16 protein-coding genes are annotated in these 13051 nt (G+C 68.3%); 6 read left to right on the top strand and 10 right to left on the bottom strand.

Annotation, left to right across the window (positions count from 1 at the left end):
* Positions 1–28: 28 nt before the first annotated feature.
* From OLX23_RS15390 to OLX23_RS15400, 3 genes are all read right to left on the bottom strand, one after another.
* Positions 29–367 (bottom strand): P-II family nitrogen regulator, encoded by a 339-nt coding sequence (locus OLX23_RS15390; RefSeq protein ID WP_264445900.1) that lies wholly within the window; start codon positions 365–367, stop codon positions 29–31.
* Between the two features lie 347 nt (positions 368–714).
* Positions 715–1638 carry an N-acetyl-gamma-glutamyl-phosphate reductase gene (argC, locus tag OLX23_RS15395; protein ID WP_264446262.1) on the bottom strand — a complete coding sequence of 308 codons (924 nt, stop codon included), beginning with the start codon at positions 1636–1638 and terminating at the stop codon, positions 715–717.
* 14 nt (positions 1639–1652) lie between these two features.
* Positions 1653–2057: an SH3 domain-containing protein gene (locus OLX23_RS15400; protein ID WP_264445901.1), complete on the bottom strand. Its 405-nt coding sequence runs from the start codon at positions 2055–2057 to the stop codon at positions 1653–1655.
* A 132-nt stretch (positions 2058–2189) separates the two neighbouring features.
* Here OLX23_RS15400 and OLX23_RS15405 point away from each other — a divergent pair, with 132 nt between their 5' ends.
* Positions 2190–3200, top strand: a complete 1011-nt coding sequence (locus OLX23_RS15405) for a zinc-dependent alcohol dehydrogenase family protein (protein WP_264445902.1) — start codon at positions 2190–2192, stop codon at positions 3198–3200.
* 9 nt (positions 3201–3209) lie between these two features.
* Here the strand turns inward: OLX23_RS15405 and OLX23_RS15410 are convergent, their stop codons facing one another.
* From OLX23_RS15410 to OLX23_RS15420, 3 genes are all read right to left on the bottom strand, one after another.
* The gene (locus tag OLX23_RS15410) at positions 3210–4265 is read right to left on the bottom strand and encodes a sensor histidine kinase (protein WP_264445903.1); all 1056 of its coding nucleotides are present in this window, start codon (positions 4263–4265) and stop codon (positions 3210–3212) included.
* Between the two features lie 76 nt (positions 4266–4341).
* A complete protein-coding gene (locus tag OLX23_RS15415; RefSeq protein ID WP_264445904.1) occupies positions 4342–5238 on the bottom strand; it encodes a DMT family transporter in 897 nt (298 codons plus the stop codon).
* Positions 5239–5248: 10 nt separating this feature from the next.
* A complete protein-coding gene (locus OLX23_RS15420) occupies positions 5249–6631 on the bottom strand; it encodes a leucyl aminopeptidase family protein (RefSeq protein WP_264445905.1) in 1383 nt (460 codons plus the stop codon).
* A 55-nt stretch (positions 6632–6686) separates the two neighbouring features.
* Between OLX23_RS15420 and OLX23_RS15425 the strand changes: the two genes are divergently transcribed.
* Positions 6687–7520 (top strand): DUF4163 domain-containing protein, encoded by an 834-nt coding sequence (locus tag OLX23_RS15425; RefSeq protein WP_264445906.1) that lies wholly within the window; start codon positions 6687–6689, stop codon positions 7518–7520.
* Between the two features lie 58 nt (positions 7521–7578).
* The gene (map, locus tag OLX23_RS15430) at positions 7579–8406 is read left to right on the top strand and encodes a type I methionyl aminopeptidase (RefSeq protein ID WP_264446263.1); all 828 of its coding nucleotides are present in this window, start codon (positions 7579–7581) and stop codon (positions 8404–8406) included.
* Here the strand turns inward: map and ccmB are convergent, their stop codons facing one another.
* Together ccmB and ccmA are read right to left on the bottom strand one after the other, a co-directional pair.
* On the bottom strand, positions 8407–9060 hold the full coding sequence (gene ccmB / locus OLX23_RS15435; protein ID WP_264445907.1) for a heme exporter protein CcmB: 654 nt from the start codon (positions 9058–9060) through the stop codon (positions 8407–8409).
* The gene (ccmA, locus tag OLX23_RS15440; RefSeq protein WP_264445908.1) at positions 9057–9671 is read right to left on the bottom strand and encodes a heme ABC exporter ATP-binding protein CcmA; all 615 of its coding nucleotides are present in this window, start codon (positions 9669–9671) and stop codon (positions 9057–9059) included. Before ccmA ends, ccmB begins: the two co-directional genes overlap by 4 nt.
* 48 nt (positions 9672–9719) lie before the next feature.
* On the opposite strand from ccmA, the gene OLX23_RS15445 reads away from it, so the two are divergent.
* Complete coding sequence (locus OLX23_RS15445; protein ID WP_264445909.1) at positions 9720–10010, top strand: 4a-hydroxytetrahydrobiopterin dehydratase; 291 nt, start codon at positions 9720–9722, stop codon at positions 10008–10010.
* Here OLX23_RS15445 and OLX23_RS15450 read toward each other — a convergent pair.
* Entirely contained in the window at positions 10007–10795 is a 789-nt protein-coding gene (locus OLX23_RS15450) for an SDR family oxidoreductase (protein WP_264445910.1), read from the bottom strand. The genes OLX23_RS15445 and OLX23_RS15450 overlap by 4 nt on opposite strands.
* Before the next feature lie 36 nt (positions 10796–10831).
* Entirely contained in the window at positions 10832–11449 is a 618-nt protein-coding gene (locus OLX23_RS15455) for a DNA-3-methyladenine glycosylase family protein (RefSeq protein WP_264445911.1), read from the bottom strand.
* A gap of 149 nt (positions 11450–11598) precedes the next feature.
* Here OLX23_RS15455 and OLX23_RS15460 point away from each other — a divergent pair, with 149 nt between their 5' ends.
* Positions 11599–11916, top strand: coding sequence for a 2Fe-2S iron-sulfur cluster-binding protein (locus tag OLX23_RS15460; RefSeq protein ID WP_264445912.1), 318 nt, complete (start codon positions 11599–11601; stop codon positions 11914–11916).
* A gap of 113 nt (positions 11917–12029) precedes the next feature.
* Positions 12030–13037, top strand: coding sequence for a cysteine synthase A (locus OLX23_RS15465; protein WP_264445913.1), 1008 nt, complete (start codon positions 12030–12032; stop codon positions 13035–13037).
* The last annotated feature ends 14 nt before the right edge of the window (positions 13038–13051 follow it).

Here is a 13051-nt window from a genome sequence, read left to right on the forward strand (position 1 = left end):
AATGGCGAACGGCCTGCCGCAAACGGGATTAGATCGCGTCTTCGTTACGCTCGCCGGTGCGGATGCGCACGGCGCTTTCGATCGGGATCACGAAGATCTTGCCATCGCCGATGCGGCCGGTCTGAGCGGCTGCGGCGATCGCTTCGACCACGCGGTCGGCCAGCGTGTCGGGCACGACGACCTCGAGCTTCACCTTCGGCAGGAAGTCGACGACGTATTCGGCGCCGCGATAGAGCTCGGTGTGGCCCTTCTGGCGGCCGAAGCCCTTCGCCTCGGTAACCGTGATGCCGGACACGCCGACTTCGTGAAGGGCTTCCTTCACCTCGTCCAGCTTGAACGGCTTGATGATCGCTTCGATTTTCTTCACGGCTTAGAAACCCCCGCGCATTGAACCGGCACCGCCTCTTCCGAACGGAAGATCGAGCGGCCCGGCCGTCCAAGTGCCCCGTTTACGATCTATCAAGAATCGTGCCAGAGCTATGGGGGCCGTTTAAGCAAAGGCGGAGGCGCGGGGAAGAGCGGAATCGCGCGATTCGACCGAGATCATGCGAAATCACGACATTTTTGCACGCCCGACCGCGCAATTCGGTGATTAAATTTCGGGCATGTCTGCCTATAAATTGAGCAATCATTCGATTGGTCGGTCGGCATGCACGATCAGGCGCCCCGAACGCCGGCTGGCGTCGGGCGGATCGGCTGGCGCGATCGCTGTGGCTAGAGGGCGAGACCCGCGGTTTCGGGCAGCCCGGCCATCAGGTTCAGGTTCTGCACGGCCGCGCCGCTCGCCCCCTTGCCGAGGTTGTCGAGCACGGCGACCAGCCGCGCCTGGCTGCCGTCCTTGGCGCCGAAGACGTAGAGGTCGAGCCGATCGCTGGGCGCCATCGAACGGCGCAGCAGCAGTTCGTCGGGCGTGTCGGCGTGGACGCGGACGACCGCGCTGCCGGCGTAGAAATCGGCGAGGCAGTCGCGCAGCCCGTCGGTCGGCGCCGAGCGCGGCATCATGCCCAGATGCAGCGGCACTTCGACGACCATGCCGCGATGCGCGGGGATCACCGCCGGCGCGAAGACCGGCGCATGGGCGATTCCTGCGAGCTTGGTCATCTCGGGGACGTGCTTGTGGCCGAGCGCCAGGCCATAGTCGCGGAAGGCGATGTCGGTATCGTCCTCGAACCGGCCGATCAGCGCCTTGCCGCCGCCCGAATAGCCCGAGACGGCGTGACAGACATAGGGCCAGTCCGAGGGCAGCAGGCCCTGGCGGATCAGCGGCGCGAGCAGGGCGATGAAGCCGGTCGGATAGCAGCCCGGATTGCTGACGCGCATCGCCGATGCGACCGTGTCGCGGCCGACGACTTCGGGGAAGCCATAAGTCCAGCCCTGCGCGACGCGGTGCGCCGAAGAGGCGTCGATCACGCGAGTGCGGTCGTTGTCGATCATCGCCACGGCGGCCTTGGCGGCATCGTCGGGCAGGCAGAGGATGACGAAGTCGGCGGCGTTCAGCGCCTCGGCGCGCGCGGCGTCGTCCTTGCGGCGTTCCTCGGGCAGCGTGATCAGGCTGAATTCGCCGCGACCGGCCAGCCGCTCGGCGATTTCCAGGCCGGTGGTGCCCACCGCGCCGTCGATGAACACGCTGTTGGTCATCAGGCCCTGGGTCATTAGGCGGCGCCTTCCAGATCGGCGAGCGGAACGTAGCCGACCGGCCCGTCCTCGCCATGTTGCCCCCAGGCCCAGCCGCCGGCGATGTCGAGCACGTCGAATACGCTGCCGCCGGGCAGGGCGCAGATCACTTCGGCTTCGGGCTTGCCCGCGGCGCGCAGCGCGGTGCCCGCTGCGGCGACCGTGTGCGGCATCGGCACGGCATAGTGCGGCACGAAGTAGCGCCCGGCGAGCTTGATATGCGCAAGGTCGCCACGCACGGGCAGATGGCCCGCCTCAGCGGTCACGCTGGGACCCGAAAGCGAGAGCATGCCGGTGGGGAGATCAATACGCGTATGGCCGTCGAGTGCTGACAAATGCTGGCTTCCCGGAAAATCGAAGATCGGCGCGCTTATATCGGTCATGGCATCGACGCAAGTTCGAGGGCGATTCGCCGGATCGGCATGGCGATATGCGCTGCGCCCCGCGACCGAATCGGTCAAGTCCGCGTTGGCTGCGCCTGCTAGGGCCTGGCGCTTGAAAAGGATGGGAAGACGATGACCAGAGCCATGCGCCTACGCCAGCCGGCGAGCCTCGACAATTTTCGGACGGAGACGGTCGAAGTGCCGCCGCCCGGGGCCGGCGAGATCAAGGTCCGCGTGCGTGCCGCCGCGCTCAACTTCCGCGACGGTCTGGTGATCGGCGGCTTCTTTCCCGTCGCCGACGGGCTGATCCCGCTGTCCGACGGCGCCGGGGAGGTGATCGCCGTGGGTGCGGGCGTGAGCGAGTTCGCGCCCGGCGACCACGTCGTCAGCACCTTTCACCCGAACTGGCTCGACGGGCATATCGACAAGAGCGCGATGACCAACAGCCCCGGCGGCCCGGCCGACGGCTTCGCCTGCGAGGAGACGACACGGCCCGCGACGCATTTCACGCGCGCGCCGGCGGGCTTCTCCTTTGCCGAGAGCGCTTCGCTGACCTGCGCCGGCGTCACGGCCTGGCGCGCGGTGGTCACCGACGGCCGGGTCAAGCCCGGCGCGACCGTGCTGGTCCAGGGGACGGGCGGCGTCTCGCTGTTCGCGCTGCAGTTCGCCAAGGCCGCGGGCGCCACGGTGATCGCGACCTCGAGCAGCGCGGAGAAGCTCGAACGCTTGAAGGTGCTCGGCGCGGATCATGTGATCGACTATCGCGCAAACGAGAAGTGGGGCGAGGCCGTGCTGGCGCTGACCGGTGGGCTCGGCGTCGACCACGTCATCGAGGTCGGCGGTCCGAACACGATCGCCCAGTCCTTCGTCGCCGCGCGCACCGGCGCGCATATCGCGATCATCGGCGCGGTCGGCGGGTTCCAGATCGACACGATGCCCTTCGCCGTGGTCCAGGCCAAGCGGCTGAACCTGCAGGCGGTCACCGTCGGCAGTCGCCGCGATCAGATCGACATGGTTCGCGGGATCGAGGCTGCTGGCATCCGCCCGGTGATCGACAGCATCTTTCCGCTGGCGGATCTGGCCGGGGCCTTCGGCCACCTGCAATCGGGGACGCACTTCGGCAAGATCTGCGTCGAGATCTAAGGACGCGCCTCAGGTCTTCTTCGTGGATGGCAGAGGCGCGTCGACCGTGCAGCGCAGGCCGCTCTCGGCGAAGATCAGTTCGACCTCGCCGTCGAGTTCCCCCGCGAGGCCGCGCTCGATGAGCCGTGAGCCGAAGCCGCGCCGCGCGGGCGGTACGACCGGCGGGCCATCGCTCTCGTGCCATTCGATGTGCAGGCGTTCCGCTCCATCGCTTGCGTTGCTGCGCGACCATGTGACGGTGACCGTGCCGCGATCGTTCGACCAGGCGCCGTATTTGACCGCATTGGTCGAGAGTTCGTGCATCGCCAGGGTCAAGGTCAGCGCGGTCTTCGGGGGAAGCAGGATTTCGGGGCCGATCAGTTCGATGCGGCTCTCGCCGGGCTGATAGGGCGCGACGGCCTGGGCGACGGCGGCGCGCAGGCTGGCGCCGGTGCCGCGTTCGCCGGTGAGCATGTCGTTGGCCTGGGCGAGGGCGATCAGCCGCGCGGAGAAGCGATCCTGCGCATCGGGGATGTCGTCGCAATGGCGGAAAGTCTGCCGCGCGATCGACTGCACCATCGCCAGGTTGTTCTTCATGCGATGGTTGAGTTCGTGCACGACCAGCCGGACGTGCTCGTCGGCACGGTGGCGTTCGGTGGTCTCGGCGACGATGCAGAGCACCCCGCCGATTGCGCCGTCGTCATCGGGCACGGCCGAATAGGAGATGTCGAAATAGACGGTCTCGCCGTAGCCGTGGCGTTCGAGGTAGAATGGACGGTCCTTGGCCGAGAAGGTTTCGCCCGTCTCGTAGACGCCGCGCAGCAGCGGTTCGAGATCGTCCCACAGTTCTGCCCAGTTCTCACGCGCCGGTCGGCCCAGCGCGCGCGGGTGCTTGTCGCCGATCGTCGGCGCATAGGAATCGTTGTAGAGCGCGACGAATTCGGGCCCCCAGAACAGCACGATCTCGGCATGGGCGCGCAGCAGCATGCCGACGGTGGTCTTGAGGCTGGTGGACCAGGTTTCGGGCGGGCCGATCGGGGAGGCCTGCCAGTCGCGCGAGAGGATCAGGCTCGCGACGCTGTCCATCTCCGACCTATCCTCGCCTTCGCCTGACATCGCCGCACCTCAGTCCCGACCGTGATGGCAGCAATGCGGCAGCGGCTCAATTGTTTCGGCGCAGCATCGGGATCGCGATTCCCAGCAGGATCAGCACCATGCCGGCGAGATGATAGGCGTGGAGCGCTTCGCCGAGGAGCAGTGCGGCCAGCGCCGCACCGATCAGCGGCTGCAGGCTGATGACCTGGCCGGTATCGGCGGCGCCGATCTCCGCCACGGCGCGGTTGAACATCTGATAGCCGATCAGCGAGGGAAAGGCCGCGACGTAGACGATCGCGCCGATCACCGCGGGCGACCACTTGATCGTCTCGTGCTGCCATTCGAGCAGCGCGCCGGGCAGCATGGCGGCGACGCCGATCATGAAGGTCAGCGCCAGGAAAGCCAGCGGGTGGATCGGCGGGCGCCGGCGCAGCATCGAGGTGTAGAAACCCCAGGCGGTGACCGCGATCAGCACCAGCAGATCGCCGCGCCCGAACTGGAGCGCGAGCAGCAGCGCCGGATCGGCCTCGAAGATGATCGTCGCCACGCCGACCGCGGCGAGCGCGACGCCAACAAGCTGCGCCGGGCGGGGGATGCTGCGGAACAACAGGAAGTCGAACAGGAAGACCAGCGCGGGGATCGCGGCCTGGATCAGCAAGGCATTGCTCGCGGTCGTCTCGCGCAGGCCCGAATAGAGCAGTCCGTTGAACGCGCCGATGCCCGCCGCGCCGAGCAGCAGGATCATCGGCCAGTTCGCCTTGATCACCGCGCGCTCGGCGCGGATGTGGTGCCAGGCGAAAGGCAGCAGCAGCAGTACCCCGCCCGACCAGCGGAACAGCGCGAGCGTGAGCGGCGGAATGTCCTCGCGGATCGCGCGGCCGACGATCGAATTGCCGGCCCACAGCAGCAGCACGATCAGCAGCATCGCGTAGACGCGCGAGCGCGGCATGGTCGGGCTGGTCACGGCGGCAGCGTCAGCCGTAGCGCGCCTGGAGCAGCTTCCACGAAGCGCGCAGGCCCAGCGCATCGCCACCCTTGGGACGGCCGGGCTTGCTCGCCGGGCGCCAGGCGAAGGTGTCGAAATGGGCCCAGTCGATGCCGTCGGGGACGAAGCGATCGAGGAACAGCGCGGCCACGCTCGCGCCGGCGAAGGCGTTGGGCGAGGAGTTGTTGAGGTCGGCCACGTCGGACTTCAGGTATTCGCGGTAGCCGTTCCACAGCGGCAGGCGCCAGGCGGGATCGTCGCAGGCCTCGCCGGCCTGGAGCAGAGCTTCGGCGGTCGCGTCCTCGCGGGTGAACAGCGCGGGCAGGTCGGGGCCGAGCGCCGAGCGCGCGGCGCCGGTCAGGGTCGCGAAGTCGAGGATGAACTCGGGCTTGTCCTCGCCCGCGCGGGTGAGCGCGTCGCCGAGGATCAGACGGCCTTCGGCGTCGGTATTGCCGATCTCGACCGAGATGCCGGCGCGTGAGCGCAGCACGTCGCCAGGGCGGAAGGCGTTGCCCGCGATCGCGTTCTCGACCGCGGGAACGAGCAGGTGCAGCCGCACCTTGAGCCCGCTCTCCATGATCAGCCGGGCGAGGGCGAGCGCATGCGCGGCGCCGCCCATGTCCTTCTTCATCAGCAGCATGCCCGACGAGGGTTTGATGTCGAGCCCGCCCGAATCGAAGCAGACGCCCTTGCCGACCACGGCGATCCGCGGGTGCTGGGGATCGCCCCATTCGAGCTCGATCAGCCGCGGGGCCTTGGCGCGCTCGGCGGCGCGGCCAACCGCGTGGATCATCGGATATTCGCGTTCGAGCACGTCGCCGCGGGTGACGCGCAGTTCGGCGTTGAAGGTCTTGGCCAGCGATTCGGCCTGGGCCTCGAGCTCGGCCGGGCCCATGTCCTCGGCGGGGGTGTTGACCAGGTCGCGGACCAGCGCGGTCGCCGCGGCCTCGGCCAGGGCAGGATCGATCGCCTTGACCTCCTTGGTCAGCAGCACGCGTGGGCCTTCCTTGGGCTTGTCCGCCTTGTAGCGATCGAAGCGATACTGGCCCGTGGCCCAGCCGAGCAGCGCCGCGCCGGGCTCGGCATCTGCCAGGCGATAGGTTCCGGCGGGCAGGATTTCGGCGAGTTTGGCCAGGCACCAGGACGAGAGCCTGGCCGGATCGGCGACCCCGGCGACGACGAACCAGGCGTCGCCATCAGGCACGATCGCGTGGGCATAGCCATCGCCCTCGAACTTCTGCGCTGCCAAGGTCGCGCGCTGCGGTGCGGAGAGCGTCTTGGTGAAGTCGGCGAGGCGCTTCTTGTCGACGAGATGGATCGGCGTGGCCGGCTGCCCGCGGTCGGGCTGGATCAAAGAGTGCTTGTCGGACATTGTGCTGCAGAGCTTTGCCGAATGGCGCCCGCCGTTGCGAGAGGAAAAAGCACGAATGACGATCTCCCGAACCGCTCTGTTGTCTGCCGTCGCGCTGGGAATGCTCGTCGCGGGCTGCTCGAAGGAGAGGCAGGAGACCCCGGCGGCGCTGGCCAGCAAGGGGGCAGTCGTGCCCACGGTCGCGGCGCCGAGCGAGGCCGGCGCGGCTCGGCCGGGCGGTGCGCGCGAGGTCAAGCTGAGCAATCCGCTCTACGAATTCGCCTATTCCTACCCGGCTGCCGCCGGGGCCATCGCCGATCTCAAGAAGCAGCTCGACGACGAACTCGAGAAGGCGCAGGCCGAACTGGCCAGCAATGCCGAGGGGCAGAAGGCCGAGAGCAAGAAGGAAGGCTTTCCGTTCAACCCGCTGGGCAATTGGGTCGAATGGAAGGTGGTTACCGATCTGCCCGGCTGGCTCAGCCTGTCCGCCGACATCAGCGACTATCAGGGCGGTGCGCACCCGAACCACGGCTTCGACGCGCTGGTCTGGGACCGTCAGGCGAACCAGCGGCGCAAGCCGATCGACATGTTCACCTCGAAGGCGGCGCTGACCCAGGCGATCCGTCAGGACTTCTGCGCCGCGCTCGATCGCGAACGTGCCAAGAAGCGCGGCGGCGAGCCCATCGGCGATGCGATCCCCGAGTTCTCCAAGTGCATCGACCCCGCCGAGTCGACGATCATCCTCGGTTCCTCGAACCGCAAGGCCTTCGATCGCATCGGCGTGCTGATCGCGCCTTACGAGGCGGGCCCCTATGCCGAGGGCAACTACGAGGTGACCCTGCCGGTCACCCCTGCGGTGCTCGCGGCGGTGAAGCCCGAATTCCGCTCGACCTTCGTGGCGAAACGCTGATCGCCCGGGGCGATCTCGGCCCCTCGCAATTCGGGGCCGTTGTCGCTACATGCGCGGGATGACTCAGTATCAGATCGTCACTGCCGACGAGACCGTCCTGCGCGACGGCACGATCAAGCTGCACGGGCCCGAGGCCTTCGAAGGCATGCGCAAGGCCGGCCGCCTCGCCGCCGAGATCCTCGACGCGCTGGCGCCGATGGTCCAGCCCGGCGTCTCGACCGAAGAGATCGACGACGTCGTGCGCCAGATGACGCTCGACGGCGGCGCCGCGCCAGCGACGCTCGGCTATCGCGGCTATGCGCATTCGTGCTGCGTCTCGATCAACCACGTCGTCTGCCACGGCATTCCGTCGGACAAGACGCTCAAGGACGGCGACATCGTCAACATCGACGTGACCCCGCTGCTCGACGGCTGGCACGGCGATTCGAGCCGCATGTTCCTCGTCGGCGACGTCTCGCTGAAGGCCAAGCGGCTGGTCGACGTGACGCACGAGTGCCTGATGCTCGGCATCGAGCAGGCCAAGCCCGGCAACCGCGTCGGCGACATCGGCGCGGCGATCCAGCGTTATGCCGAAGCGAACCGCTATGGCGTGGTCCGCGAGTTCTGCGGCCACGGCCTCGGCCGCCTGTTCCACGACGCGCCCGAGATCATCCACGCCGCGCGCGCGGGCACCGGGCCCGAGCTCAAGCCCGGCATGTTCTTCACGATCGAGCCGATGATCAACCTCGGCAAGCCGCCGGTGAAGCTGCTCGAAGACGGCTGGACGGCGGTGACGCGCGACCGCTCGCTCTCGGCGCAGTTCGAGCATTCGATCGGCATCACCGAGACGGGCTGCGAGATTTTCACCCTGAGCCCGAAGGGGCTGCACAAGCCGCCCTATAGCTGATTACCCGCGCGCCCCGCGGATCGCCGCGCCGGCGGCAAATGGCGCGATCGCGAGCAGCACGAGGCTGACCGCGCCGGTCAGGGCCAGCCCGCTGTCGCCGCCGACGGCGAGGCTGCCCGCGCCGAAGATCAACAGCGGCACGGCGAGCGGGATCACGAGGAGGCCGGCCAGCGCGGTGCCGCCGCGCAAGCCCGCGGTCAGCGCCGCGACGGTGACGCCGAGCGCGGCGAGGCCCGGGGTCCCGACCAGCAGGCCGATCTCGACCTTGCGCAGGCTCTCGCCGTCGAGCCCCAGCAGTGCCGCGGCGATCAGGCTTGTCAGCATCAGCGGCGGGCCGAAGCTCAGCCAGTGCGCGAGGATGCGCACGGCGACGATCGATTCCTCGGAAATCCCGCGCAGCGCCCACTGGTCGAACATGCCGAGCTCGATGTCGGGTTCGATCAGCCGGTCGAGCGGCAGGATCGCGGCGAGCAGCGCCGCCACCCAGATCACCCCGCCGCCGGTGCGCGCGAGGAGCTGCGCGTCGGGGCCGACCGCGAAGGGGAACAGCATCGCCACGGCGAGGAAGAACAGCACGGGCAGCACGGGGCCGCCGCGCCGGCCGAGCAGCAGCAGCGAAAGGTCGCGGCGGAGCAGGGCGGCGAGCTGGCTCATGCCGGATGATCGCGCAGGTCGATGGTCTTCGCGCCGGGCATGACCACCGGCTGGTGCGAGGCGATGATCACCGTGCCGCCCTCGGCGCGGCGTTCGGCGATCAGTGCCTCGACCAGCGCCACGCCGTCGCGGTCGAGGCCGTTGAGCGGCTCGTCGAGCAGCCAGTGGTCGGCGCGCTGGCCGATGACGCGGGCGAGCGCGGCGCGCTTCTTCTGCCCGGTCGACAGATAGCGCACGGGCACGTCGAGCAGGTGCGAAAGGCCGAGGCGTTCGAGCGGGCGATCGAGCGGGGCGGCGTGTCCGTCGAGCCGCTGCCAGAAGGCCAGCGCCTGGCCCAGCGGCAGGTGCGGATCGAGCGCCGGGCGCTCGTCCTGCAGCGCGAAGCTGCCCTGCCAGGTGATCGATCCCATCGCGCTCGAGCCCATGTCATAGGCGACGAAAGGGCGGAGCAGGCCGGCGAGCATGCGGATCAGGCTGGTCTTGCCGATGCCGTTGGGTCCGGTCAGGTGCAGAGCCTCGCCGGGTTCGAGCCAGAGGTCGAGCGGACCGAACAGCAAGCGGTCGCCCCGGCGGCAATAGAGTTCCCAGGCGACGAGGCAGGCGGCTTGCATCGGCGCTGGCGATAGGGGAATGGTCGCGCCCTGCCAAGGAGAGCGCTGATGACCATCCCCCGCCTGACCGACGAACAGCGTGCTGCCGCGCTGGCGGAACTGACCGGTTGGGAGCTGCGCGAAGACGGCCTCGCGATCGTGCGCAAGCTCAAGTTCGCCGATTTCGCCGAGGCTTTCGGCTTCATGACGCGCGTCGCGATCGAGGCCGAGAAGGCCGATCACCACCCCGAATGGTTCAACGTCTACAACCGCGTCGAGATCACCCTGACCACCCACGACGCCGACGGCCTCAGCCAGCGCGACGTCAAGCTGGCGCGGCTGATCGACGGATTCGTCTAACTTCCCACGATCCGCTTGCCGCGCTGGCGGGCGAGGCCCGGCGCCCATTTGGCCACGAAGGCCAACTTGCGCGCGGTCTTGCCGACCAGGGTGTGCAGCTGCTTGCCGTGGACCGCGGCCCAGGCGGCTTCGGCGACGACTTCCACGGGCGTGAATTCGAGTCCCGCCGCGACCACGGCGTCGCGCTTGGCGCGGTTGGTCGTGGCATTGGCCGGTCCCGCGAGGAGCGGCGTATCGATGAAGCTGGGCATCAGCGAGCGGACCATGATGCCATCGGCCTCCCATTCGCAGTCGAGCGCTTCGGTCACCGCGCGGACCGCGAACTTGGTCGCCGAATAGACCGACAGCCCGCCCGTGCCGTAGAGCGCGGCGGCACTGGCGGTGTTGAGTAGGCACGAACCGGGCGCGGTGCGCTTGAGGTGGGCATGGGCGGCGCGGGCGCCGTGCAGCACGCCGCGGAAGTTGACCGCGATCAGCCGATCGATCTCCTCGTCCGAATGATCAAGCAGCGGGCCGCCATAGGCGATCCCGGCATTGTTGAAGACCACGTCGATGCGCCCGGCCAGATCGGCGAAGGTGGCCAGCGTCGCGTCCCATTGTGTCCGGTCGCGGACGTCTAGCGGATGGGCCGATCCTGCACCGGCGGGCAGGCCGGCCAGCGTTTCGGCCATGCCCGCCGCGTCGACGTCGCCGAGGCCGACGCGCCAGCCGCGTGCGGCGAAGAGCCGCGCCACCGCCCGGCCGATGCCTGAGGCGCCGCCGGTGATGAAGATCGCCTTGGTCATCCTCGCCCCCTTTTTTGGGCCGCTAGAGGGCCAGCCTCATAGCGCCGGGTTGTTGTAGACGTGCCAGGTGAAGATCGCCGCAGCGCCGCGGTGCGGGCGCCAGGTCTCGGCCAGTTCGCGCGTCAGCTTCTCGCTGGGGCGCTCGTCGAGGCCGAGTAGCTTGTGCAGTCCCGCCTGGACCGCGAGATCGCCCGCGGGCCAGATGTCGGGCCGGCCCTCGGCGAAGAGCAGGTAGATCTCGGCCGACCAGCGACCGATGCCCTTGATCTGGACGAGCTGGGCGATCGCCTCCTCGTCGTCGGCGGGCAGGTTCTCGAGATCGAGCTGGCCGCTGGTGACCAGTTCGCAGAGCGAGCGTGCATAGCCCTGCTTCTGGCGCGAAAGCCCGCAGGCACGCAGCGAATCGAAGTCGGCGGCGAGCAGGGCTTCGGCCGCCATGTCCTCGCCGAGCAGGGCTTCGAGCTTGGCCCAGACCGAGGCGGCGGCGGCGACGCTGACCTGCTGGCCGACAATTGTGCGAAGTAGTGTCGCATAACCTGTTGCGCGAATCCGCGGTTCGGGATAGCCGGCGATCCGCAGGGCCCGGGCGATGGCGGGTTCGCGTGCGGCGATCGCATCCAGTCCTTCGCGTAGCACTTCAGCTTGCAAGCCCATCGTGTTTTCGTCCTCCGGCCCGTTCATTTGCCGACAACCTCGCCATGCCATAGGGTGCTAAAGCCAGCTTGCCAAAGGCCTTGGCAGCGATTAGTCGCCCGGCCGGAATCCATCACCGATATAGAATGTATCAAAGGGGAATTAGGGACATGCCGCAGATTACTGTCGTCGACCAGGCCGGTGCGGAACGCGGCGTCGAGGCCCCTCTGGGTCGCACGCTGATGGAAGTCATCCGCGACAACGGCTTCGACGAGCTCCTCGCGCTCTGCGGCGGTTGCTGCTCGTGCGCCACCTGCCACGTCCACATCGACCCCGCCTTCATGGACAAGATCCCGGCGATGTCCGAGGACGAGAATGATCTGCTCGACAGCTCGGACCACCGCAACGAGTATTCGCGCCTGTCGTGCCAGGTGCCGGTGACCGACGCGCTCGAAGGCCTCAAGGTCACGATCGCTCAGGAAGACTGATTGCTGATCTCATCCGCGCCGGGGCCGGGTCGGCTCGGGGTGTGGATGATGAAGAACGGTCGGGCCGCGCGAGGGCATTGATCCCGCGCGCCCGCCGCTCTACCTCGTCACGCATGACTGCACCCAAAGCTCAGCCCTCTTCGCTCGATCTCATCGGCAATACGCCGCTCGTCCTGCTCAAGGGGCCGAGCGAGGCGGCCGGTTGCGAGATCTGGGGCAAGTGCGAATTCGCCAATCCCGGCGCCTCGGTGAAGGACCGCGCGGCGCTGTGGATCGTGCGCGATGCCGAGGCCAAGGGCACGCTGAAGCCGGGCGGCACGATCGTCGAGGGCACGGCCGGCAATACCGGCATCGGCCTCGCGCTCGTCGCCAATGCCCTGGGCTACAAGACGGTCATCGTCATGCCCGAGACCCAGTCGCGCGAGAAGATGGACACCTTGCGCGCGCTCGGCGCCGAGCTGGTGCTGGTCCCCGCCGCGCCATTCTCGAATCCCGGCCATTTCGTCCACACCTCGCGCCGCCTGGCCGAGGAGACCGAAGGCGCGATCTGGGCCAACCAGTTCGACAACATCGCCAACCGCAAGGCGCACATCGAGAGCACCGCGCCCGAGATCTGGGAGCAGCTCGAGGGCCGTATCGACGGCTTCACCTGCGCCGCGGGAACCGGCGGGACGATCGCCGGCGTCGGCCTGGGGCTGAAGGAGTTCGACGACAAGATCACGATCGCGCTGACCGATCCGCACGGCGCCGCGCTCTATTCGTACTACGCCGAAGGCGAGCTCAAGGCCGAAGGCTCCTCGGTCGCCGAGGGCATCGGCCAGGGGCGCATCACCGCCAACCTCGAAGGCGCGCCGATCGACACCCAGTTCCGCATCTCCGACGAGGAAGGCCTCGAATGGGTCGCGCGGCTGCTCAAGGAGGAAGGGCTGTGCCTCGGCCTGTCCTCGGGCATCAACGTCGCGGGGGCTGTGGCGTTGGGTAAGCAGCTCAAGGCGCAGGGGAAACAGAACCCGCGCGTGGCCACGATCCTGTGCGATACGGGCTTCCGGTACCTGTCCTCGCTGTACAATCGCGAATGGCTCGAATCGAAGAAGCTTCCGGTCTTCCCCTGGCTCGCTTGATCCGTCTCGCCTGA

Source organism: Novosphingobium sp. JCM 18896 (assembly GCF_025938095.1).
GTDB lineage: Bacteria > Pseudomonadota > Alphaproteobacteria > Sphingomonadales > Sphingomonadaceae > Novosphingobium.

What these genes read in the sequence shown, in the direction of transcription:
- argC (WP_264446262.1), bottom strand. Translation starts at nt 1,638, where the DNA reads ATGACCAACAGCGTGTTCATCGACGGCGCGGTGGGCACCACCGGCCTG.
- OLX23_RS15400 (WP_264445901.1), bottom strand. Translation starts at nt 2,057, where the DNA reads ATGACCGATATAAGCGCGCCGATCTTCGATTTTCCGGGAAGCCAGCAT.
- OLX23_RS15405 (WP_264445902.1), top strand. Translation starts at nt 2,190, where the DNA reads ATGACCAGAGCCATGCGCCTACGCCAGCCGGCGAGCCTCGACAATTTT.
- OLX23_RS15410 (WP_264445903.1), bottom strand. Translation starts at nt 4,265, where the DNA reads ATGGACAGCGTCGCGAGCCTGATCCTCTCGCGCGACTGGCAGGCCTCC.
- OLX23_RS15420 (WP_264445905.1), bottom strand. Translation starts at nt 6,631, where the DNA reads ATGTCCGACAAGCACTCTTTGATCCAGCCCGACCGCGGGCAGCCGGCC.
- OLX23_RS15425 (WP_264445906.1), top strand. Translation starts at nt 6,687, where the DNA reads ATGACGATCTCCCGAACCGCTCTGTTGTCTGCCGTCGCGCTGGGAATG.
- map (WP_264446263.1), top strand. Translation starts at nt 7,579, where the DNA reads ATGACTCAGTATCAGATCGTCACTGCCGACGAGACCGTCCTGCGCGAC.
- ccmB (WP_264445907.1), bottom strand. Translation starts at nt 9,060, where the DNA reads ATGAGCCAGCTCGCCGCCCTGCTCCGCCGCGACCTTTCGCTGCTGCTG.
- ccmA (WP_264445908.1), bottom strand. Translation starts at nt 9,671, where the DNA reads ATGCAAGCCGCCTGCCTCGTCGCCTGGGAACTCTATTGCCGCCGGGGC.
- OLX23_RS15445 (WP_264445909.1), top strand. Translation starts at nt 9,720, where the DNA reads ATGACCATCCCCCGCCTGACCGACGAACAGCGTGCTGCCGCGCTGGCG.
- OLX23_RS15450 (WP_264445910.1), bottom strand. Translation starts at nt 10,795, where the DNA reads ATGACCAAGGCGATCTTCATCACCGGCGGCGCCTCAGGCATCGGCCGG.
- OLX23_RS15455 (WP_264445911.1), bottom strand. Translation starts at nt 11,449, where the DNA reads ATGGGCTTGCAAGCTGAAGTGCTACGCGAAGGACTGGATGCGATCGCC.
- OLX23_RS15460 (WP_264445912.1), top strand. Translation starts at nt 11,599, where the DNA reads ATGCCGCAGATTACTGTCGTCGACCAGGCCGGTGCGGAACGCGGCGTC.
- OLX23_RS15465 (WP_264445913.1), top strand. Translation starts at nt 12,030, where the DNA reads ATGACTGCACCCAAAGCTCAGCCCTCTTCGCTCGATCTCATCGGCAAT.